The 21343-nt window shown below is 68.4% G+C and carries 18 protein-coding genes; 15 read left to right on the plus strand and 3 right to left on the minus strand.

Going from position 1 to position 21343, the window contains the following annotated elements:
• Nucleotides 1-739: class I SAM-dependent methyltransferase (locus tag V5F77_RS06875; protein ID WP_429004600.1), on the plus strand; the 739-nt coding region annotated here is incomplete at its 5' end.
• 205 nt (nucleotides 740-944) lie between these two features.
• Here the strand turns inward: V5F77_RS06875 and V5F77_RS06880 are convergent.
• Nucleotides 945-1328, minus strand: a complete 384-nt coding sequence (locus V5F77_RS06880; protein WP_429004601.1) for a cell division protein ZapA — start codon at nucleotides 1326-1328, stop codon at nucleotides 945-947.
• A gap of 1 nt (nucleotide 1329) precedes the next feature.
• On the minus strand, nucleotides 1330-1632 hold the full coding sequence (locus V5F77_RS06885; protein ID WP_429004602.1) for a DUF4164 domain-containing protein: 303 nt from the start codon (nucleotides 1630-1632) through the stop codon (nucleotides 1330-1332).
• Between the two features lie 155 nt (nucleotides 1633-1787).
• Between V5F77_RS06885 and V5F77_RS06890 the strand changes: the two genes are divergently transcribed.
• The 14 genes from V5F77_RS06890 (at nucleotide 1788) to V5F77_RS06955 (ending at nucleotide 20557) form a co-directional block, all read left to right on the plus strand.
• Nucleotides 1788-2360, plus strand: a complete 573-nt coding sequence (locus V5F77_RS06890) for a hypothetical protein (protein WP_429004603.1) — start codon at nucleotides 1788-1790, stop codon at nucleotides 2358-2360.
• Nucleotides 2361-2625: 265 nt separating this feature from the next.
• Nucleotides 2626-4614, plus strand: a complete 1989-nt coding sequence (tkt, locus tag V5F77_RS06895; RefSeq protein WP_429004604.1) for a transketolase — start codon at nucleotides 2626-2628, stop codon at nucleotides 4612-4614.
• Between the two features lie 161 nt (nucleotides 4615-4775).
• Nucleotides 4776-5783 carry a type I glyceraldehyde-3-phosphate dehydrogenase gene (gap, locus tag V5F77_RS06900; RefSeq protein WP_429004605.1) on the plus strand — a complete coding sequence of 336 codons (1008 nt, stop codon included), beginning with the start codon at nucleotides 4776-4778 and terminating at the stop codon, nucleotides 5781-5783.
• A 63-nt stretch (nucleotides 5784-5846) separates the two neighbouring features.
• Entirely contained in the window at nucleotides 5847-7037 is a 1191-nt protein-coding gene (locus V5F77_RS06905) for a phosphoglycerate kinase (RefSeq protein WP_429004825.1), read from the plus strand.
• A 68-nt stretch (nucleotides 7038-7105) separates the two neighbouring features.
• Complete coding sequence (locus V5F77_RS06910) at nucleotides 7106-8131, plus strand: class I fructose-bisphosphate aldolase (protein ID WP_429004606.1); 1026 nt, start codon at nucleotides 7106-7108, stop codon at nucleotides 8129-8131.
• 190 nt (nucleotides 8132-8321) lie between these two features.
• A complete protein-coding gene (locus tag V5F77_RS06915) occupies nucleotides 8322-8948 on the plus strand; it encodes a thiamine phosphate synthase (protein WP_429004607.1) in 627 nt (208 codons plus the stop codon).
• Nucleotides 8949-8959: 11 nt separating this feature from the next.
• Entirely contained in the window at nucleotides 8960-10057 is a 1098-nt protein-coding gene (locus tag V5F77_RS06920) for a tetratricopeptide repeat protein (protein ID WP_429004608.1), read from the plus strand.
• A 186-nt stretch (nucleotides 10058-10243) separates the two neighbouring features.
• On the plus strand, nucleotides 10244-11032 hold the full coding sequence (locus tag V5F77_RS06925) for an inositol monophosphatase family protein (RefSeq protein WP_429004609.1): 789 nt from the start codon (nucleotides 10244-10246) through the stop codon (nucleotides 11030-11032).
• A gap of 164 nt (nucleotides 11033-11196) precedes the next feature.
• Nucleotides 11197-12288 (plus strand): flagellar motor protein MotA, encoded by a 1092-nt coding sequence (locus V5F77_RS06930; RefSeq protein ID WP_429004610.1) that lies wholly within the window; start codon nucleotides 11197-11199, stop codon nucleotides 12286-12288.
• 2 nt (nucleotides 12289-12290) lie between these two features.
• On the plus strand, nucleotides 12291-13310 hold the full coding sequence (locus V5F77_RS06935) for a peptidoglycan -binding protein (RefSeq protein WP_429004611.1): 1020 nt from the start codon (nucleotides 12291-12293) through the stop codon (nucleotides 13308-13310).
• Nucleotides 13311-13506: 196 nt separating this feature from the next.
• Nucleotides 13507-14529: an ImuA family protein gene (locus V5F77_RS06940; RefSeq protein WP_429004612.1), complete on the plus strand. Its 1023-nt coding sequence runs from the start codon at nucleotides 13507-13509 to the stop codon at nucleotides 14527-14529.
• Nucleotides 14526-16550 (plus strand): Y-family DNA polymerase, encoded by a 2025-nt coding sequence (locus V5F77_RS06945; protein WP_429004613.1) that lies wholly within the window; start codon nucleotides 14526-14528, stop codon nucleotides 16548-16550. The genes V5F77_RS06940 and V5F77_RS06945 overlap by 4 nt, the downstream gene beginning before the upstream one ends.
• Nucleotides 16547-20032 carry an error-prone DNA polymerase gene (locus tag V5F77_RS06950; RefSeq protein ID WP_429004614.1) on the plus strand — a complete coding sequence of 1162 codons (3486 nt, stop codon included), beginning with the start codon at nucleotides 16547-16549 and terminating at the stop codon, nucleotides 20030-20032. Before V5F77_RS06945 ends, V5F77_RS06950 begins: the two co-directional genes overlap by 4 nt.
• A 195-nt stretch (nucleotides 20033-20227) precedes the next feature.
• Nucleotides 20228-20557, plus strand: coding sequence for a DMT family transporter (locus tag V5F77_RS06955; protein WP_429004615.1), 330 nt, complete (start codon nucleotides 20228-20230; stop codon nucleotides 20555-20557).
• 26 nt (nucleotides 20558-20583) lie between these two features.
• On the opposite strand, the gene V5F77_RS06960 is transcribed toward V5F77_RS06955, so the two are convergent.
• Entirely contained in the window at nucleotides 20584-21189 is a 606-nt protein-coding gene (locus V5F77_RS06960; RefSeq protein ID WP_429004616.1) for a GNAT family N-acetyltransferase, read from the minus strand.
• Nucleotides 21190-21343: the final 154 nt, after the last annotated feature.

Raw genomic sequence — 21343 nt, forward strand, 5'->3', positions numbered from 1 at the left:
AGAGTATACATCCGCTTTTCTCAAATCCATCCAGGAAATCGGGTTCGTCGACCCTATTTTTGGCTTCACGAAGCCGGATCAAGTATCTATTGACGGCGAAAATTATCGTGAAACGATTTCTGCCCATGGGCACAACGCCCGTATCAGGGCAATCCTCCGGATTTTCACCGATGAGATGCTTTCGCGCGGACCTTCCGCGCGTGTTTACGCTCCGGAGAGTCTCACTTCATTCGCGGATACGCTCAGAATGCTGCCACCCGACTTCGTCGGCAGCGAATATCTTCCCACCGTCTTGGAGCGCGCCCGCCACCCGGGTGTGCTGCACCAGGACGTCATGAACCTCTCGTTCGAGGATGCCGCGTTCGACCTCTACATCACCTGCGAAGTGCTGGAGCATGTGCCAGATATCCGCGCCAAGCTGCGCGAGAGCCGGCGGGTGCTGAAGTCGGGGGGCAAGCTGATCGGCACCTTCCCGTTCCACTACGGTTCGTACCAATCCCATACCAAGGCGATCCTCAAGGACGGCCAGATCGTTCACCTGACCGAGCCAGAATATCACGGCAATCCCGCGGATCCGGCCGGGGGCAGCCTCGTCTTCACGATTCCCGGCTGGGAAGTGGTGGAGTGGGCGAAGGAAGCAGGTTTCTCAAACGCCTATTTCGTCGCTAGCGGCTCGCGGCTGCACGCCATCCGCGCGGCGGAACTGGCGGTGGTCCTCGCCTTCGTGGCGGAGGCCTAATACCAATAGACGAGGAGCGTGGCTCTCTAGCAAGCCCGCGCCGCGGCCGCGCGAACCTCTCCCCGCACAGGTCAAGGACCAAGCCGTTAGGAGAAGGCGAGGCTCTTTCCTTGAAGCGAAAAGTCGAGCGAGGGAATAGAGGCGGCGGCGGAAAACCATTCCGGCCAAAAAAATGAAACGGCTAGCGCCCTGGACGGGAGCGGCCCTATCCCATGCCCACATTGGCGGTCGGCGCGGGGCCGACCTCGCGGGCGAGCTTCTCCAGGCGCTCGGCCACTTCGACGATGGAGCGGGCAACCGCCTCCTCGCTCGCCTCCATGCGGGCGATGGCGGACGCGCGGGCATCGCGCTGGCCCTCGATATCGCTTTCCAGCGCGCGGATGCGGTTGCGCGCCTCGGCCAACTCGTCGGCGATGGTGACGGCGGCCATGACCGTCAGGCGCTGGTCGCCGATCTCGCCGAACGCCGTGCGCAACTGGGAAATGCGGGCATCGATATCGCGGGCCAGGCGAATGAGATGCTCTTCCTGCCCCTCGTCGCAGGCCATGCGATAATAGCGACCGGCAATGGTGACGCTCACCTGCGCCATGCTAACCGCCGTGGGTCGCGAGCACGTCGCGAATCGTGCTCATGGCCACATCCAGGCGGCGCGTGACCTCCTGCGCGACATCACCCAGTTCCGCGACCTTTTCCCGTGCCGCGTCCAATTCCTCGGCGAGGCGAGCGCGGTCGTTGCCCATGGCATGAAGCTGGGCCAGCAGCGCCTGCTGATGGCGATCGGCATCACGCCGGCGCTCCAGCGCATCGGTCAAGACATCGAGCGCGGCATGCAGGCGCTGCGTTGCCGTTTCGATGGGACCAGTCTCAGCCGGACGTTGCTTCAAGGCATACATGAAGTTCGAGTGTAGCTGAGTCGGAGGGAAAACCGAGCCATCTTCCCACTTGTCAACGGGAATTAGGGCGAGCAAGAGACCACGGGGCCGTTTGCCGGGCTGCGCGCCCGCGTGAGCGGCCGGGGGGAAGCTATGGACGTCAGGGGCGGGATGCAATGGTGGCGATGAGGGGGAAGTCGGCTCGGCCGCGCGATGGACTGAGGGCCCGCGTTCTGCGTGCGGCCCTGGGACTGCTCCAAATCTTTGCGCTGCTCCAGGTCTGGGCGCTGCTTGCGCCTGCGGCCGCGCAGAGCGCGAAGCCGACCGCAGCATCGGCACAGGCCGGGCAGGATGCGGACGCGGTGGTGCGCGCGCTCTACCAGAATTATTTCGACACCGCCCCCGAGGCCGTGGTGAGCTTCAATTATTACGACCCGGCAGCCGCCAAGTCGTTCTTCGATCCGACGCTGGCGAAGCTGTTGGCAGCGGACGCCAAGCGCGATGCCGCCCGGCTCGATTTCGACCCGTTCATCGACGGGCAGGAGTTCGAATTGTCGCCGGTCACCTACCAGACCAGGGTGGTGTCGCCGAAGGAAGCGCTGGTCACAGCGCAGTTCCTGAATTTCGATGAAACCAAGTCGATCGTCTACAAAGTGGTGCGCACCGCCAGCGGCTGGCGCATCGCAGATGTTCAATGGGGCGGCGGACGCGACTCCCTGCGGACCCTGCTGGCAAAGGCGGGAAAATAGGAGACGGTCGGATCATACCGGCCCCGCCGTTACGGGAAGCATTGCGACCCGCGGCGAAAATGCCTTTGCGAACAATTGGCAACAGGCATCGGTCGTGCCGGCGCGACCATGAGGCGCGCCCGGCGGGACGCGTGATACCCTTGACGTTCGACTTCCGCTGCGTTTGACACCCCAAGCAGCACTGCTATCACTGCCGCGCCGCGGCACCAGCCGCTTGGCTCTCATTGCCCACAAGGGCGCCTTTGGCGCCGGAGACACGCCCCGCATGTCCAGTCGCGAACGCCATGACCGCATGGCCAACGCCATCCGCTTCCTGGCCATCGATGCCGTCGAAGCTGCGAATTCCGGCCATCCGGGCCTGCCCATGGGGGCAGCCGACATCGCGACCGTCCTGTTCTCCGACATCATCAAGTTCGATCCCACCGATCCCAAATGGCCGGACCGCGATCGCTTCGTGCTGTCCGCTGGCCATGGCTCCATGCTGCTGTATGGGCTGCTGCATCTGCTCGGCGTTGAGGGCGTGAGCATCGAGGAGCTCAAGCGCTTCCGGCAGATGGGCTCGCTCACCCCGGGCCATCCGGAGAATTTCATCACCCCCGGCATCGAGACCACCACCGGTCCGCTCGGCCAGGGCATCTCCACCGCCGTCGGCATGGCCATGGGCGAGCGCCTGCTAGCCGCCCGCTTCGGCGGCGAGGTGGTGGACCATTACACCTATGTCCTCGCCTCGGACGGCGACCTGATGGAAGGCATCAGCCAGGAAGCGATCGATCTTGCCGGCCATCTGAAGCTCGCCAAGCTGATCGTGATGTGGGACGACAATCGCATTTCCATCGACGGCGCGACCTCCATTTCCGGCTCCACCGACCAGTTGGCGCGCTTCGCCGCCTCCAATTGGGCGACCACGCGGATCGACGGCCATGACCCGGTCGCCATCCGCTCTGCGCTCGAAGCCGCCAAGGCGTCCGATCGTCCGACCCTGATCGCCTGCCGCACCACCATCGGCTTCGGCTCGCCGGCCAGGGCGGGATCGGAAAAGGCCCATGGCGCGCCGCTGGGTGCCGCCGAGATCGCCGCCACCCGCGCCGCGCTGAGCTGGGAAGCCGGCCCGTTCGAAATTCCCGCGGACGTCCGCACCGCCTGGGCTGAGGCGGCGGTCCGCAGCGCCGGGGCGCGCAGCGCATGGCACGAGCGGCTCGCCGCCCTGCCCGCCGCTGACAAGGCCGAGTTCGAGCGCCGCGTGGCCGGCATCCTTCCCGCCGCGCTGGACGGCGCCGTGAAGGCCGCCAAGGCCAAGGCCGTGGCCGACGGCGGCGCGGTCGCCACCCGCAAATCCTCCGAAATCGTGCTCGATGCCCTGACGCCGGTGGTGCCGGAAATGCTCGGCGGCTCCGCCGACCTCACCGGCTCCAACAATACGCGCGCCAAGGGCATGAAGTCGGTCACTCCGGACGATTTCGCCGGCACCTTCGTGCATTGGGGCGTGCGCGAGCACGGCATGGCGGCCGCCATGAACGGCCTAGCCCTGCATGGCGGTATCATCCCCTATTCCGGCACGTTCCTGGTGTTCTCCGACTATTCGCGCCCCGCGATCCGCCTTGCGGCGCTGATGGGGACGCAGGCGATCCATGTGCTGACCCACGATTCTATCGGCCTCGGCGAGGACGGCCCCACCCATCAGCCGGTGGAGCATCTCGCCGCCCTGCGCGCCATTCCCGGCCTGCTGGTACTGCGCCCCGCCGATACGGTGGAAACGGCGGAGGCCTGGGAGATCGCGCTGAAGGCCAAGGACCGGCCGAGCGCCCTCATCCTCTCGCGCCAGAATTTGCCGATCCTGCGCAAGGCGGACGACGCCAACCGCACGGCGGAAGGTGCCTATGAGATCAGCCCGGCTTCGGCCCGGGCGCAGGTCTCGCTGTTCGCCACCGGTTCGGAAGTCTCGCTCGCTGTCGAGGCGCAGAAGCTGCTGGAAGCGCAGGGCATCGCGACCCGGGTCGTGTCGGTGCCCTCGTTCGAGCTGTTCCTCGCCCGCCCGGCGGCGGAACGTCGCGCCGTGATCGGCGATGCGCCGGCCAAGGTCGGCATCGAAGCCGCCATCCGCATGGGCTGGGACGCAATCATCGGCTCGGATGCCGCCTTCATCGGCATGAGCAGCTTCGGTGCCAGCGGGCCGGCGAAGGAACTCTACAAGCATTTCGGCATTACGGCTGAGGCCGTGGTTGCCGCGGCACTGGCCCAGCTTCGCCAGGAATGAGCCGCAAGCTGCTGTTTTAAGGCTGGGCCGCCGCTTGCGCGGTCCAGCACTGCAATAGGGCACCGCGCAAGCGGACCCCACGAATGGCGTGGCGCGCGGGCGCGGCGCCTTGAATGGTCAAGAGATGGCCAGGCCTGAAGGGTCGGCCAATGGAGGATGACATGACGGTGAAGGTGGCCATCAACGGTTTCGGTCGCATCGGGCGCAACGTGCTGCGCGCCATCATCGAATCGGGCCGTACCGACATCCAGGTCGTCGCCATCAACGACCTCGCCCCGGTTGAGACCAACGCGCACCTTCTGCGCTTCGACAGCGTGCATGGCCGCTTCCCCGCACAGGTCGTGGTGGACGGCGACACGATCGATTGCGGCCAAGGCAAGATCAAGGTGACCGCCGTGCGCGATCCCGCGCAGCTGCCCCACAAGGAGCTGGGCGTCGACATCGCGCTCGAATGCACCGGCATCTTCACGAGCAAGGAAAAGGCCTCGGCCCATCTGACCGCCGGCGCGAAGCGCGTGCTGGTCTCGGCCCCGGCCGAAGGCGCCGACATCACGGTGGTCTATGGCGTCAACCACGAGAAGCTCACGGCCGAGCACTTCGTGGTCTCCAATGCCTCCTGCACCACCAATTGCCTGGCTCCCGTCGCCAAGGTGCTGAACGATGCCGTCGGCATCCAGCACGGCTTCATGACCACGGTGCATTCCTACACCAATGACCAGCCCTCGCTGGACCAGGTGCACAAGGACCTCTACCGCGCCCGCGCCGCCGCCCTCTCCATGATCCCGACCTCCACCGGCGCCGCCAAGGCGGTGGGCCTGGTGCTGCCGGAGCTGAACGGCAAGCTGGACGGCGTCTCGATCCGCGTGCCAACCCCGAACGTCTCGGTCATCGACCTGAAGTTCGTCGCCAAGCGCGCGACCACAATCGCCGAGATCAACGACGCCATCAAGCGCGCCGCCGAGAACGAGCTGAAGGGCGTGCTGAATTACACGCTGGCGCCCAATGTCTCCATCGACTTCAACCACGACCCCCATTCGTCCACTTTCCACATGGACCAGACCAAGGTGATGGACGGCACGCTGGTGCGCGTCCTCTCCTGGTATGACAACGAATGGGGCTTCTCGAACCGCATGGCGGATACGGCGGTGGCATTGGGAAAGCTGGGCTGAACGGTGGCTGAGGGAGGCATCATCATGACCGCCAACACCGCTATCGCTGACACCGACGCCCCCATCACCGCCTTCCGCACCCTCGACGACGCGGACCTCGCCGGAAAGACGGTGCTGGTCCGGGTCGACCTGAACGTCCCCATGGACGGGGACCGGGTCACCGACGACACCCGCATCCAGGCCATCGTGCCGACGGTGCGGGACATCACCCGCAAAGGCGGGCGGGCGATCCTGCTCTCCCATTTCGGCCGCCCGAAGGGCCGCGACGCGAGCCAGTCCCTGTCCGCCGTCATGCCGGCGGTGCGCGAGTGGCTCGGGGAGGCGGTCGGCTTCGTGGAGGATTGCATCGGCCCCGAGGCGGAAGGCGCGGTCTCGCGCCTTCCGCCGGGCGGCGTGCTGGTGCTGGAAAACACCCGCTTCCATGCCGGCGAGGAAAAGAACGCGGCCGATTTCATCGGCGCGCTCGCCAAGCTCGGCGATCTCTATGTGAACGACAGCTTCTCCACCGCCCATCGCGCCCATGCCTCCACCGAGGGGCTGGCGCACAAGCTGCCGGCCTACGCCGGCCGCGCCATGCAGAGCGAGATCGAGGCCCTGACCAAGGCGCTGGAAGCGCCCCGGCGCCCGGTGCTGGCGGTGGTGGGCGGCGCCAAGGTCTCCACCAAGCTGGAGCTTCTGGGAAATCTCTGCCGCAAGGTGGACGTGCTGGTGATCGCCGGCGGCATGGCCAACACGTTCCTTGCCGCGCAAGGCCACGGCGTCGGCAAGTCGCTGTGCGAGCACGACCTCGCCGGGACGGCCCGCGAGATCCTGGACAAGGCCAAGGCGCGCGGTTGCGAGATCTTGCTGCCGGTGGATGTGGTAGTGGCGAAGACCTTCGCCGCCAACGCCCCCCATCGCGTCGCCGGGATCGATGATGTCGGCGCCGACGAGATGATCCTCGATGCCGGCCCGGCCACGGTCGAGCTGGTGAAGCGCAAGCTTAGCACCATGAAGACCGTGGTGTGGAACGGCCCGTTCGGCGCCTTCGAGCTGACCCCGTTCGATGCCGCGACGGTGGCGGTGGCGCAGGCGGTCGGCGCGGCGACGCGCGAGGGCCGGCTGATCTCGGTCGCGGGCGGCGGGGATACCGTGGCCGCGCTCAACCACGCCAAGGCGGCGGCGGATTTCTCCTATGTCTCAACCGCGGGTGGCGCGTTCCTGGAATGGCTGGAGGGCAAGGCCCTTCCCGGCGTCGAGGCGCTGCGCCGCTGACGCGGTCCTGGTAACTGGCTTTTAGTGTCAAATCGGCCGCACAAGCGGCTTTTCAGATGGGTGAACTTATGAATACGGCTGAGCTTGACGCGATCGCGCAGAAAATGGTGGCCGACGGCAAGGGCATCCTGGCCGCGGACGAGAGCACCAGCACCATCAAGAAGCGGTTCGACGCCATCGGCGTCGAGAACACCGAGGACAATCGCCGCGACTATCGCGAGCTGATGTTCCGCACCAAGACGGCGATGCAAGATTATATCTCCGGCGTCATCCTGTTCGACGAGACAATCCGCCAGAAGGCCAAGGACGGCACGCCGCTGGTCCAGATCATCCTCGAATCCGGCGCGTTGCCGGGCATCAAGGTGGATGCGGGCGCCAAGCCCCTGGCCTTCTGCCCCGGCGAGACCATCACCGAGGGCCTCGACGGCCTCGGCGGCCGGCTCAAGGACTTTTACGACCTCGGCGCCCGGTTCGCGAAATGGCGGGGCGTGATCGATATCGGTGCCGGCATTCCGAGCTATACCGCCGTGCGCGCCAATGCCCACGCTCTCGCCCGCTATGCCGCCTTGTGCCAGGAAAACCAGATCGTCCCGATCGTCGAGCCGGAAGTGCTCATGGACGGCGACCACAGTATCGACCGCTGCTATGAAGTCACCGAATGGGTGCTCAAGACCGTGTTCGAGGAACTTTATTATCAGCGCGTGCGCCTGGAAGGCATGGTGCTGAAGCCCAACATGATCGTGCCCGGCAAGAAGGCCCGCACCCAGGCTTCGGTCGAGGAAGTCGCCGAAAAGACCGTGCGCCTGCTCAAGGGCTGCGTGCCGTCGGCGGTTCCCGGCATCGCCTTCCTCTCCGGCGGCCAGTCGGACGAGGACGCCACCGCCCATCTCGACGCCATGGTGAAGCTGGGCGGCCTGCCCTGGAAGCTCACCTATTCCTACGGCCGCGCGCTCCAGGCAGCGCCGCAGAAGGCGTGGTCCGGCAAGGCCGAAAATGTCGGCGCCGCCCAGGCCGCCTTCACCCACCGCGCCCGCATGAATTCGCTCGCCGCCCTTGGTGAGTGGTCGTCCGAGCAGGAAAAGAAGGCCGCCTGAGCCGTCTTTCCCAGGCTTTAAAAGGCCCGTCCCTACCGGGGCGGGCCTTTTTCATGAGCCTTTTGAGGTCCTGAAGGGCGGATGGCGACGGCGGCCCTTGCTTTTCCCGCGCCGCTCAGACTAGCCATCGCAAGCGGCCGCGCTTCGTCGGCCGTGTTTTCGCCCGCTTCTTGGCAGACCGATCTATCCCATGTCGAACACTCCGCAGGCGCAAGGCGCCCGGCTCATGATGATCCTCCCCGCCGCCCCGGCCCTCGGCCGCAGCGCCGTCGCCGCGCGGGTGCGCGCCGGCGACATGGCCGCCGTCATTGCCCGCATGGGCGAAGGCAAGGGCGAGCGCGAGCGCCTGCGCGGCCTGATGGCTCCGGTCCAGGAGGCGGACGCCGCGCTGATCGTCGACGGTCGCGCCGATGTGGCCATCGAGATCGATACCGACGGCGCCCATCTCTCCAGCGTCGCGGCGCTGAAGAAGGCCATCGGCGGACTGAAGCCGGCGCGGATCGCAGGCGCCGGCGGCATCACCTCGCGGCACGACGCCATGGAGGCGGGCGAGGCCGGTGCCGATTATGTCCTGTTCGGCGGCTGGGGGGCCGATGCCCCGCCGTTCGAGGAGGTGCTGGATTTCGTCGCCTGGTGGGCGGAAGTGTTCGAGGTGCCTTGCGTGGGCGTCGCGAGCAACGCCGAGGAAGCCGAGCAATTGGCGCGCGCCGGGGCCGATTTCGTCGCGCTGTCGGGCGATTGGATTACCGGGGCCGAGGCCGAGGCCCGCATCGCCGAGATCGCCGCACGCATCGCGGCGGTGGAGCCCACGCCTTGAGGCGGTGGGCCGTGACCTGCGCGCGCGCGCGGCCCGGAGCGATCGCCGACGGCGGGCGGGGGCCGCTGCGAGCGGCGCTGCTTGCGCTGATGATGGTTGTGGGCGCATGGCCCGGACTGGCGCAGGCGCAGCCTCCGAACGGTCATAAGCCGGCGGCTGGGGCCAATGGCGCAAAGCCGGCCGCTCCGAACGGGGGGAAGCCGGCGCCCGCCGCACCGGCACCACCCCCGCCCGCCGCTTCGGCTGCACCGACCGGGCCGGTGGACATCGCCTTCGGCGCATACCAGGCCGGCCATTACCTGACCGCCTTCAACGAAGCCACCAAGCGGGTGCAGGCGGGCAACGATCCCGCGGCCATGACCCTGCTCGGCGAGCTTTATGCCCGTGGCTACGGCATTCCCTATGATCCCGCCAAGGCTACCCAATGGTATGAGCGCGCGGCCAAGGCGGGCTCGGCCAATGCCATGTTCGCGCTCGGCATGATGAATCTGACCGGCCAGGGCAAGGCGGTCGACGACGCGGCCGCGCAAAAATGGTTCGAGCAGGCGGCGAAAGCCGGCAATCCGGCCGCCGCCTATAATCTTGGCCTGATCTATCTCCAGGGCCGCGGCGTCACCCAGGATTTCACCAAGGCGGCGACCTACTTCAAGCAGGGGGCGGACGGCGGCGTGGCGGATGCCCAATACGCGCTGTCGGTGCTGCTCAAGGCGGGCAATGGCGTACCCGCCGACAAGGCCGCCGCGATCAAATATCTGACCGCGGCAGCCCAGCAGGACCACGTGACCGCGGAGGTGGAACTCGCCATCGCCATTTTTAACGGCGACGGCGTGCCGAAGGACGAGGCCGCCGGCGCCGCCTTGTTCCGCAAGGCCGCGCTTGCCGGCAATGCGATCGCCCAGAACCGCTACGCGCGCATCGTTTCCGTGGGGCGCGGGGCGCCCGAGAACAAGGTGGCCGCCGCCGCCTGGCACCTGCTGGCCAAGGCGCAGGGGCTCGGCGACCCCTATCTCGACGGGGTCGTGGAAGGCCTCTCACCCGCGGATCGCAAGATCGCGGAAGACATCGCCCGCAAGTGGATCGCCCTGACCCCCAACGCGGTCCAGCCTTGACGCGGCCTTGCGGGACGGGCAGAGGATCGCGCTCAATTCAATAGACGGTCGCCCGCGCGGCCTCCTTTTGCAGACCCGGCCCGGGGCGGCGCTTTCGCACCGCCGGATCTGCGCATTGACAGCGGCAGGCTGGCGCATCGTTCGCAGCGGATGGTGCCCGCGCCGCATGGCAGGAATGGCTTTCAGATGATCCGCTCTCCCCTCATCACCGTCATGGTCCAGGCCGTCCGCAAGGCGGCACGCGGCCTCACCCGCGATTTCGGCGAGGTCGAGAATCTCCAGGTTTCGGTGAAGGGACCGGCGGATTTCGTTTCGGCGGCGGACCGCAAGGCCGAGGACATCCTGTTCACGGAACTCTCCCGCGCGCGCCCCGGCTTCGGCTTCCTGATGGAGGAGCGCGGCCGGGTGGAAGGCACCGACCCGGCCAATGAATGGGTCATCGACCCGCTGGACGGCACCACCAACTTCCTGCACGGCATTCCCCTGTTCGCCATCTCGGTGGCGCTGGTGCGCAACGGCGCGCCGTTCGCGGGCGTCATCTTCAATCCGGTGACGGACGAATTGTTCGTCACCGAGAAGGGCCAGGGCGCCTATCTCAACGATCGCCGGCTGCGCGTGGCGGGTCGCCGCAAGCTTGCCGAATCGGTGGTGTGCTGCGGGTTGCCGCACATGGGCCGGGGCGATCATACCCGCTTCAATCGCGAGCTGGCCAAGGTGCAGACCCAGGTCGCCGGCCTGCGCCGCACCGGCTCGGCCGCGCTTGATCTTGCCTGGGTGGCGGCGGGGCGGTTCGATGCCTTCTGGGAGCGCAATCTCTCGTCCTGGGACATGGCGGCCGGTATTCTCCTGGTGCGTGAGGCGGGGGGCTATGTCTCCGACCTCGACGGCGGCGACCAGATCCTGGAAAAGGGCGACGTGATCGCCGGTAACGAGGACATGCGGCGCGACCTTCTGGCCCTGCTGAAGGCGGCCTGAGCCGCCCTTCTCCCCGCGTTTCCCCGGCATGGAGCGGGCGTGAGCCCCTCCCCGTGGCCGACCTTTGCACCGCTCCAATCCGCCGGCCATGCGCCGGGCGCGGTTCCTTTTGAGTCGATGTGTGCCATAGTCCGCTTTCAGGGGAACGGCCTGCGGGAGCGAAAATGGCGCGTGTCGTTGATCCGTACGTAAAGGTCTCGTCGCCCCGCATCTTCCTGGTGCGGATGGTCATCTTCCTCCTGCTCTGCGCGGCCCTCGCGGCGGTGCTCTACCAGCAGATCCAGGCCGCCTTCCTGAACAATCCCGGCCTGAATGCCGTGATCTTCGGCGTGCTGGCGGTGGGCATCATCCTGGCGATCCGGCAGGTCTCGCGCCTGTTTGCCGAGGTGGAATGGGTGAATTCCTTCCGCCTCGCCGATCCCGGCCTCGCCGTTTCCCGCGCGCCGACTTTGCTTGCCCCCATGGCCGCCCTGCTGGGCGACCGCATGGGCCGCATGGCGATTTCCCAATCCACCATGCGCTCGATCCTGGATTCCATCGGCACGCGGCTCGACGAGGCGCGCGACACGGCGCGCTATCTCACCGGCCTGCTGGTGTTCCTCGGGCTGCTCGGCACCTTCTGGGGCCTTCTGGAAACCGTTTCCTCCATCGGCGGGGTCATCAGCACCCTGGAGGTGCGGCCCGACAGCGGCTCCATGTTCGACGAAATCAAGCGCGGGCTCGCCGCCCCGCTCGCCGGCATGGGCATTTCCTTCTCCTCCTCGCTGTTCGGCCTTGCCGGCTCGCTGGTGATGGGATTTCTGGATTTGCAGGCCGGTCAGGCGCAGAACCGCTTCTATACCGACCTTGAGGATTGGCTCTCCACCACGGTGGAGGATCTCGGCGACCCGGTCGGGCCGATGCCGCGCGAGCGCATGCCCGCGCTGTCCGCCGTGCCCGGCGCGAGCCCTCCGCTCGCCCTGCCGCCGCCCGCCTCGCTGGACATCGCGCCGCTGGTGGAGGCCATGGCCAAGCTGGAGCGCACCCTCACCGAGTCCGGCTCCCAGCGCGTGACGTCGGCGGTTTCGCAGCTCGCCGAGAGCTTGCAGGGGCTGGTCACCCACATGCGCTCCGAGCAGGCGCTGATGAAGCAGATGATCGAGGTGCAGACCGGCCAGCAGGAGGAATTGCGCCGCATCGTCGACCGGCTGGACCAGACCCTCGACACCTATGACGAGACCGAGCCGGAGCCCGGGCGCGGCGGCAGGGGGGCCTGAGCATGGCTCTCGGCCGGCGCAGCCGCGAGCGCACCGTCGATTATTGGCCCGGCTTCGTGGATGCGCTGTCCACTTTGCTGCTGGTGTTCGTGTTCCTGCTCTCCGTCTTCATGGTGACCCAGTTTTTCCTGACCCAGGACATCTCGGGCAAGGACGACGCCCTGCAGCGGCTCCAGGCCCAGATCCGCCAGCTCACCGAGCTTTTGTCGCTGGAACGGGCGACCGGGCTGACGGCGGAAGGGGAATTGAGCGCCCTGCGCGCCAATCTCGACGCCACCACCGCCGAGCGCGACCGCCTCAAGGGCCAGGTGAGCGCCGCGCCCGCCGCCCCCGACCCCTCGCGCGAGCAGGCTCTGTCGCGCGAAGTGGATGTCCAGAAGGACGCCGCCTCCCGCGCCCTCGCCCAGATCGAATTGCTGAACCAGCAGATCTCCGCCTTGCGGCGCCAGATGGCCGCGCTGGAAGAGGCGCTCAACGCCTCCGAGCAGCGCGACAAGGAAAGCCAGACCCGCATCGCCGATCTCGGCCAGCGGCTGAACGTGGCGCTCGCCCAGAGGGTGCAGGAGCTGAGCCGCTTCCGCTCGGAATTCTTCGGCCGCCTGCGGGAGATATTGGGCAACCGGCCGGACATCCGCATTGTCGGCGATCGCTTCGTGTTCCAGTCCGAGGTGTTCTTCGACCGTGGGTCCGCCACCCCGCGCCCGGAAGCTTTGTCCGCGCTGGACCAGATTGCCGGCGCCCTCCTCGATCTTGAGAAAAAGATCCCGCCGGATATCTCCTGGGCATTGCGGGTGGACGGCCACACCGACAACCGGCCGATCTCGACGCCGCAATTTCCTTCCAACTGGGAATTGTCCGCCGCCCGCGCCATCGCGGTGGTGCAATATCTCATCGCCAAGGGCGTGCAGCCGACTCACCTGATCGCGGCGGGCTTCGGCGAATACCAGCCGATCGATCCCGGCACTACGGACGAAGCCCAGGCCCGCAACCGGCGCATCGAACTGAAGCTGACCGAACGCTGAAGGCGGGGAACGGCGGGCTTGACTCTCTCCCGCCGTTCCGGAATCTATAAGAACAAATAGGGAACACAAAAACGGTCCTTCCCGCTGGGCGCCAACCCTAGGCAGGGCCGCTTCCCCTCAATCCCCCCGGCACTCCGCCCGGACGGTGGCCCGCGCCGCCGCCCTGCCGGACTGCCGTCAGCAAAACGGACGGCCCATGTCCAATCCGAGCGCGATCCGCGCTGCGGGCGAGCTTGCGCGCCTGCGGCGCTGCATATCCGCCATCGAGCGGGGCGCGGGGTCCTCCCCTGCCTCCGCCGCCGCGCGCGCCCCCACCCCCTGGTCGGCGGGGGAGGCGCAGGACTGGGGCGAAGAGGAATGGGGCGACGACGCTTGGAATCAGGACGCGTGGAACCAGGACGCCGCCGGCCGGAACGCGGCCGAGCCGGGCCAAAATGCGCCGCGTGCCCGCCCCTCGGCCCCGCAGGATGAGAGCCGGGACGGTGCGAATGTGGAGGATGCGCCGCGCACAGTCCTCCCCCTCGGCGCTATCCTGCCCTTCGGCATCCCCGCCCTGGACGCGACGCTCGGCGGCGGGCTCGCCCTTGGTGCGCTCCACGAAGCCGCCGCGCTTCATCCCGGCGCGGAAGGCGCCCTCACCGCCTTCGCCCTCACCCTCGCCGCCCGCGCGGCATTCCAGCTCAAGCGCCCGGTCCTGATGGTGCAGCATGAATTGGCAGAGCTGGAGGCGGGTAGCCTCTATGCGCCGGGCCTCGCCGAACTCGGCCTGTGCGGCGGGGCATTGATCCTGGTGCGGGTGCGCAAGGCGCAGGACGTGCTGTTCGTGATGGAAGAGGGCCTCAAATGCGGCGGGCTTTCCGCCGTCCTCGGCGAAGTCGGCACCGTCTTCCCCGAAGCGCTTACGGCGACGCGCCGGCTTTCGCTGGCGGCGCGCGCCCGCCCGGTACTCGGCCTGCTGCTGCGCCAGCGGCCGGACGGCGCGGCCTGCGCCGCCCTCACCCGCTGGACCCTTGCCCCCGCCCCCAGCCGGCCCGACGACAGCCATGGCGGGCTCGGCCCGCAGACCGTGGCGGCCGGTTTGCGGCGCAACCGCCTCGGCCCGCTCGGCAGCTGGACCCTGGCCCTCGCCGGCGCCGGCTTCCGGCCGGTCGCGCCGGACGTGTCCGCGCCCGATGTGTCCGCGCCCGCCCCCAACCGCTGGCGCGAGGCCGGATCATGAGCGCTCCCCGCATGCCCAGCCGGCGGTATCTGTGCCTGTGGCTGGACCGTCTTTCCACCGATCGCCTGGAACGCAGCTTGCCGCCCGACGCGCGCCTGGCGCCGCGCGCCACCTTGGTGATGGAAAAAAGCGCCCTGCGGCTCGCCGCCGTGAACGGCGCCGCACGCGCCCTCGGCCTCAAGCCCGGACTGTCCCTCGCCGATGCCCGCGCGCGCCATCCCGGCCTGGAGGTGGCGGACCATGCAGCCGATGCCGACGCCCGCCTGCTCGGCCATGTGGCCGATGCCTGCGAGCGCTACACCCCCTTGCTCGTGCTCGACCCGCTGGACGCCCTGATCCTGGATATATCCGGTTGCGCCCATCTGTTCGGCGGCGAGCGGAACGTGGTGGCCGACCTGCAGGCGCGCGTGGCGGCGCGCGGCTATTCCACCCGCGCCGCCATCGCCTCCACCCTCGGCGCCGCCTGGGCGCTGGCGCATTTCGGCGCCCGGCCGGCCCTGGTGGCGGAAGACGGGGCCGATCTTCCCGCCGTGCTCGCCCCGTTGCCGCTCGCGGCCCTGCGGCTCGATGCGCCGGTTCTGGCCGCCCTGGCCCGGCTCGGCTTCGCACAGATCGGCGATCTCGCCGGCAAGCCGCGCGCGCCGCTCGCCGCCCGCTTCGGCACCGCCTTGCTGGAACGGCTCGACCAGGCGACCGGCCAGGCGCGCGAGGCGGTGGAGCACCGCTTCCCCCCGCCGCGCTTCTGCGCCGAACGCAGCCTCTCCGATCCCATCGAGCGCGCCGACGACGTGCTCGGCCTCGCCCATCATCTCGCGACCAAGCTGGCCACCGCCCTGGAGCGCGCGGGCAAGGGCGCGCGGCACTTGGAACTGACCTTGTTCCGGGTGGATGGGCAGGTGACGCGCCTCAAGGTGGGGGCAAGCCGGCCGCTGCGCGATCCGCTCGCCATCCGCCGCCTGTTCGCGGAAAAGGTGGCGCAGGTGGCGAGCCTGGATGCCGGCTTCGGCTTCGATCTGCTGCGCCTGAGCGTGATCCTGGCCGAGGATATGACGCCCCACCAGCAGGGCTTTGATGCCCGGCAGGCGGAAGAGGCCGCGCTGGATGCCCTGGTGGATCGCCTCGCCGCCCGCTTCGGCGGCGCGCGGGTGCAGCATATCAGCGTCGCGGACGCGCATTTGCCGGAGGAGGCGGGATGCGCCATCCCGCTGGCACGCCGACGCCTGCCGTTCGATGCCGGGGCATTGGCCGACCCCTTGGCCGACCCCTCATGGCCCGAGACGGATACGCCCGTGGGTATCGAGGGCGCCGATGCCCCGCATCCCGCCACGCCTTTTCCCCTCTCCCCGAGCGTTCGCCCGCTGCGCGCCCTCCCGGAGCGCGACGACGCCGTGCTCGTTCCCTTGCCTCGTGGGTCCGGCTTGCGGGAAGGGGCCGAGGCCGCCAGCCGCGTCTCCCCCGACGCCCTCGGGCCCGCCACACCCCACGCGCCCGAGGCGGATTCGCATCGCCCCGTCGCGGCGCGCTCACCGCGCTCGGACGGCGGGGAACATCCGGACCCGGTGGCCCTCCTACCCACTCCCTCCACTCCGCCCTCTCCCCCTCGGCCCACACGCCGCGCGGCGGGCGCACCTCCGCAGATGGCCGCCGCCCGTCCCGATGCCGGCGGCGCGGTGCGGCCGCAGCGCCTGTTCGACCATCCCGAGGCGGTGGAGGCGGTGGCCGAGGTTCCCGATGGCCCGCCCCTGCGCTTCCGCTGGCGCCGCCGCATGCACCATGTGGCGCGCGTGGAGGGACCCGAGCGCATCGCCGCGCCCTGGTGGCGCGAAACCCGTTTGCGGCTTCCGCTTTTGCCCGCGCCCGTCGAGGAGGAGGCGAGCCTTCCCCGCGGCCTGCGCACTCCCACACGAGATTATTTCCGCGTGGAAACCCAGGAGGGACTGCGGCTCTGGCTGTTCCGTGCAGGCCTCTATGGCCGGGAAACGAACCATCCCGCCTGGTATGTGCACGGGCTGTTCGGATGAGCGGCGATCTCCTCACCCCCGCCTTCACCCGCCGGTCCGGCCCACGCGCCGAACCGGCCACCCCTTATGTGGAACTTGCCGCCACCAGCAATTTCTCCTTCCTGCGCGGCGCCTCCCACCCGGAGGAGCATGTGAAGCAGGCCCAGGCGCTCGGCCATCGTGGCATCGGCATCGCCGATCGCAACACCCTGGCCGGCGTGGTGCGCGCCCATTCCATGGCCCGCGAACTGAACTTCCCCCTCGCCATCGGCGCCCGGCTGGCGTTCTGCGATGGCACGCCCGACATCCTCGCCTATCCCACGGACCGGCCCGCCTACGGCCGGCTCTGCCGCCTGCTCACCACCGGCAACATGCGGGCGGAGAAGGGCGATTGCCGCCTGACCCTCGACGATCTGCTGCAATTCCAGGACGGGCTGTGCCTCGCCGTGCTGCCGCCGCGCCGGCCGCCCGAGGCGTTTGCCGGCTTCCTCGACCGGTTGCGCGAAGCCGCGCCCGAGCGCGTGTGGCTCGCCGCCGCCCTCGCCCATGGCGGCGACGAGGGGCGCCGCCTCTCCCGCCTCGCGGACCTTGCCCGGTGCGCCCGCCTGCCGCTGCTGGCGGTGGGCGATGTGCTCTATCACACGCCCGAGCGGCGCCCGCTGCACGACATCCTCACCTGTATCCGCGCGCATGTCTCACTGGACGGCGCGGGGACAAGGCTTGCCCCCAATGCCGAGCGGCACCTGAAATCACCCGCCGAAATGGCCCGCCTGTTCCGCGCCGCGCCGGAGGCGGTGGCGGAAAGCCTCGCCTTCTTCTCGCGCCTCGATTTTTCCCTGGACCAGTTGAAGCCCACCTATCCGCGCGAGGCGCGTGACGGCTTCGCCTCGCCGCAAGAAGCGCTGGAAGCGCTGGCCTGGGAAGGCGCGCGCACGCGCTATCCCGAAGGCGTCCCGGACAAGGTGCGCACCACCTTGGCGCACGAACTCGGCCTGATCGGCGAGCTTGGCTATGCGCCCTATTTCCTCACGGTGGACGAAATCGTGCGCTTCGCCCGCGGCGCGGGCATCCTGTGCCAGGGGCGCGGGTCGGCGGCTAATTCCGCGGTGTGCTTCTGCCTCGGCCTCACCGAGGTGAACCCGATGAAATCCGCCCTGCTGTTCGAGCGCTTCATCTCGCGCAACCGCAACGAGCCGCCCGACATCGACATTGATTTCGAACATGAGCGGCGCGGCGAGGTGCTGCAATTCGTCTACCGGCGCTATGGCGCGGCCCATGCCGGGCTCGCGGCCACCACCATCACCTATCGCACCCGCTCGGCGGTACGCGAGGTGGGCAAGGTGCTCGGCCTCTCGGAGGATACGGTGGGCGCGCTCGCCGGCTCCATCTGGGGCTGGTCCTCCGGCGGCGTGAAGGCGGAGGAAGCGGTCCGCCTCGGCCTCGATCCCTCGGACCGGCGGCTGTCCTTGGCGCTGGAGCTGTCGCGCGCGCTGATCGGCTTTCCCCGCCATCTCTCCCAGCATGTGGGCGGCATGGTGGTGACCCATGACCGGCTGGACGAAACCGTCCCGCTCACCCGCTCGGCCATGGACGAGCGGCCGATCATCGAATGGAACAAGGACGATCTGGAAGCGGTCGGCCTGCTGAAGGTGGACGTGTTGGCGCTCGGCATGCTGACCGCGATCCAGAAATGCTTCGCCTTGCTCAACGTCCGTTACGGGCACGCCTTCACGCGCATCTGCGACATCCCGCCGGACGACAAGCGGGTCTATGCCATGCTGCAGCGGGCGGATTCCATCGGCGTGTTCCAGGTGGAAAGCCGCGCTCAGCAGACCATGCTGCCGCGCCTCAAGCCGGAGAAATTCGAGGATCTGGTGGTGGAGGTGGCGATCGTGCGCCCCGGCCCGATCCAGGGTGGCATGGTGCATCCCTATCTGCGCCGCAAGCAGGGGATCGAGCCGGTGGTCTACCCTTCCGAGGAATTGCGCGAGGTGCTGGAAGGCACGCTCGGCGTGCCGCTGTTCCAGGAGCAGGCCATGCAGATCGCCATCGTCGGCGCCGGCTTCGCCCCGGAGGAGGCCGACAAGCTGCGGCGCGCCATGGCCACCTTCAAGCATGTGGGCACCATCAACACGTTCAAGGACAAGCTCGTCCAAGGCATGCTGGGGAAGGGCTATACGCGCGCCTTCGCGGAAAGCCTGTGGAAGCAGATCGAGGGCTTCGGCTCCTACGGCTTCCCCCGCTCCCACGCCGAGAGCTTCGCGCTGCTGGTCTATGTCTCGGCCTGGATCAAATGCCATTATCCCGACGTGTTCGCGGCCGGGCTGCTGAACGCCTGGCCCATGGGCTTCTACGCCCCCGCCCAATTGGTGCGCGACGCCGTGGAGCACGGCGTCGAAATCCGCCCCGTCGACATCAATGCCTCGCACTGGGATCACACGCTGGAAGCGGAGAAAGGCCCGGGGGCCGGCAGGCAAGACGGCGCCTTGCCTCTTGCCCCTGACCCACTCAAAGCCCCGCGCCCCCTCCCCAGCCCTCCCCCGCAAGCGGGAGAGGGGGCAAGTGTGGCGCCCGCCGCCGGGCGGCTCCAGTCCCGCCATGCCGACATGGCCGGCGACATCGCGACCACCCATGCCCTGCGGCTCGGCCTGCGGCAGGTGGAGGGCCTGCACGCGGAAGCCGGCCACCTGATCGCGGCACGGCGCGGGCAAGGCTATGATTCGATCCGCGACCTGTGGCTGCGCACCGGCCTGTCACCGGCCGTGCTGGAGCGCCTCGCCGATGCCGACGCCTTCCGCTCCCTCGGCCTCGACCGGCGCGCCGCGCTCTGGGCCGTGCGCGGCCTGCGCCGGGCCGGCGACAAGGACGATCTGCCCTTGTTCCGCGCCGCCTCTGCCGCCCACGAAGAGACCGTGCGCGAGGCCGACGTGGACCTGCCCGTCCTGCCGCCGGGGGCGCAGGTGATCGCCGATTACCGGCATCTGAAGCTGTCGTTGAAATCCCATCCGCTGGCCTTCCTGCGGGCGCGGCTCGACGCGCGGGAGGTCACCCCCAACGGCCGCCTGCCGCAGATCGCCAGCGGGCGCCGGCTCACCCTCGTCGGCCTGGTGCTGGTGCGTCAACGGCCGGGAACGGCGAGCGGCGTCATCTTCATGACCATCGAGGATGAGGAAGCCTGGGCCAACGTCATCGTCTGGCCGCGCGTGTTCGAGATGTTCCGCCCGCAGGTGATGGGCGCGCGCCTGGTGGCGGTCACGGGCCGGCTGCAGAATGCCAGCAGCGTCATCCATCTGGTGGCGGAGAAGATCGAGGACTGGAGCGATCTGATCGACACGCTGGACCGCGACGGCCCGCCCATAAATGCCGCCATGCCGCCCGACGAGGCCAAACGCGGCCCCACCCGCGACCAGCGCGAGGCGCCCTACACGCGCTCAATCCCCCAGCCGCTCCCCTTGCCCGGCGCGGCCCAGGCGGCCCTGCCGAAGGGGCGCAATTTCCATTGAGACCAACACTCGTGAGATGGCCTCATCGGCCGCTGTTCAAGCCCCCGCGGCGCCAGAGCCAACCCGCGCGGGGCCGGTCAAAGAGCGGGGCCGCCGGCCCGGGCGCCGTGCATACGCCGAGGCTGTGAGGGAATTCCGTGTCACGAAATGCGGAAACACATTGACGCCCCATCGGCCATAAGCTCCCCTCCCGCCATGACCTATGTGCTGCTCCTCGTCGCCATCACGGCGGAAGTCATCGCCACCTCCGCCCTCAAGGCGGCGGATGGCTTCAGCAAGCCTTTGCCCTCGGTGATCGTAGTGGTGGGCTATGCGGTGGCCTTCTATTGCCTGTCGCTCACCCTCAAGGTGCTCCCCGTGGGCATCGCCTATGCCATCTGGTCGGGCGTTGGGATCGTGCTGGTGGCGGCCATCGGGCTGGTGGTCTACGGACAGAAGCTGGATCTGCCCGCCATCATCGGCCTCGGCCTGATCATCACGGGCGTCTTGGTGGTGAACCTGCTCTCCAAGAGCGTGCCCCATTGACACACGGGCAAAGGCCGTAGGCGCGCTCAGGCGGCGCGCGAACCCGGCAATAGCAGGTCGATGACCCGGCCGGTGGCGCGCACCTGGGCCTGGAACACGGTGCGCGAGACCCCCTGCGCATCGGCTGTCGCCTCGCGCGCCAGCGACAAGGCGGTGGGATAGGGGGCGGTCAATTGCGCCACCACCTCGTCGGATTCAAACTTCAGATCGGCGTCGAACTTGCGCGCGATCTGCTGCATGCGCCGGTTGTGCGCGAGGCAGTTCATGTAGAGCGTGCGGATGCCGCGATTGCGCGCGGTGAGGATGGTGCGCTCCAACAACTGGGTGCCGAACCCGCCGTTCTGGAACGCGCTCTCCACGCTGAACGCCGCCTCGGCCTCGCGCGGCAGCACGCCGGAGAAGGGATAAAGCTCCGCCGCCGCCCGCAGCACACCCTCCACGAAGCAGCCATGGACCACCGCGCCGGAGCGGAACACGCGCTCGGCATAATGCTCGATGAAAGATTCCGATACGGCGGAGCCGAAGCGATTGCGACGGCTCTCCTTGTCGAGCCGCAGAAGGTGCTCGCGGAACACCTGGGCTTCCCCGGCCCAGAGCTTGCGAATGAGTCCAGGCGCTGCCTGATCGTTCATGGTGGTCTCCTGACCTATGGTCCGGACCCCCCGGTTCCTGTGGGCGAACACTCTATGTGCAGCGCAGCAAAGGTCAAGGACATTGACCCATCACGCCCAAGTCAAGCCCGCGCCGCGTTCACAAAAGCCGCATCAATGAATTGATACAACTCAA

The sequence above is a fragment of the Roseixanthobacter psychrophilus genome, assembly GCF_043195195.1.
GTDB lineage: Bacteria > Pseudomonadota > Alphaproteobacteria > Rhizobiales > Xanthobacteraceae > NCEH01.

Excerpts from the sequence above, each read along its gene's own strand:
- V5F77_RS06935 (WP_429004611.1), top strand. The coding sequence starts at position 12,291 with ATGGCTCTCGGCCGGCGCAGCCGCGAGCGCACCGTCGATTATTGGCCC.
- gap (WP_429004605.1), top strand. The coding sequence starts at position 4,776 with ATGACGGTGAAGGTGGCCATCAACGGTTTCGGTCGCATCGGGCGCAAC.
- V5F77_RS06890 (WP_429004603.1), top strand. The coding sequence starts at position 1,788 with ATGGTGGCGATGAGGGGGAAGTCGGCTCGGCCGCGCGATGGACTGAGG.
- V5F77_RS06915 (WP_429004607.1), top strand. The coding sequence starts at position 8,322 with ATGTCGAACACTCCGCAGGCGCAAGGCGCCCGGCTCATGATGATCCTC.
- V5F77_RS06930 (WP_429004610.1), top strand. The coding sequence starts at position 11,197 with ATGGCGCGTGTCGTTGATCCGTACGTAAAGGTCTCGTCGCCCCGCATC.
- V5F77_RS06940 (WP_429004612.1), top strand. The coding sequence starts at position 13,507 with ATGTCCAATCCGAGCGCGATCCGCGCTGCGGGCGAGCTTGCGCGCCTG.
- V5F77_RS06960 (WP_429004616.1), bottom strand. The coding sequence starts at position 21,189 with ATGAACGATCAGGCAGCGCCTGGACTCATTCGCAAGCTCTGGGCCGGG.
- tkt (WP_429004604.1), top strand. The coding sequence starts at position 2,626 with ATGTCCAGTCGCGAACGCCATGACCGCATGGCCAACGCCATCCGCTTC.
- V5F77_RS06950 (WP_429004614.1), top strand. The coding sequence starts at position 16,547 with ATGAGCGGCGATCTCCTCACCCCCGCCTTCACCCGCCGGTCCGGCCCA.
- V5F77_RS06925 (WP_429004609.1), top strand. The coding sequence starts at position 10,244 with ATGATCCGCTCTCCCCTCATCACCGTCATGGTCCAGGCCGTCCGCAAG.
- V5F77_RS06945 (WP_429004613.1), top strand. The coding sequence starts at position 14,526 with ATGAGCGCTCCCCGCATGCCCAGCCGGCGGTATCTGTGCCTGTGGCTG.
- V5F77_RS06955 (WP_429004615.1), top strand. The coding sequence starts at position 20,228 with ATGACCTATGTGCTGCTCCTCGTCGCCATCACGGCGGAAGTCATCGCC.
- V5F77_RS06910 (WP_429004606.1), top strand. The coding sequence starts at position 7,106 with ATGAATACGGCTGAGCTTGACGCGATCGCGCAGAAAATGGTGGCCGAC.
- V5F77_RS06880 (WP_429004601.1), bottom strand. The coding sequence starts at position 1,328 with ATGGCGCAGGTGAGCGTCACCATTGCCGGTCGCTATTATCGCATGGCC.
- V5F77_RS06885 (WP_429004602.1), bottom strand. The coding sequence starts at position 1,632 with ATGTATGCCTTGAAGCAACGTCCGGCTGAGACTGGTCCCATCGAAACG.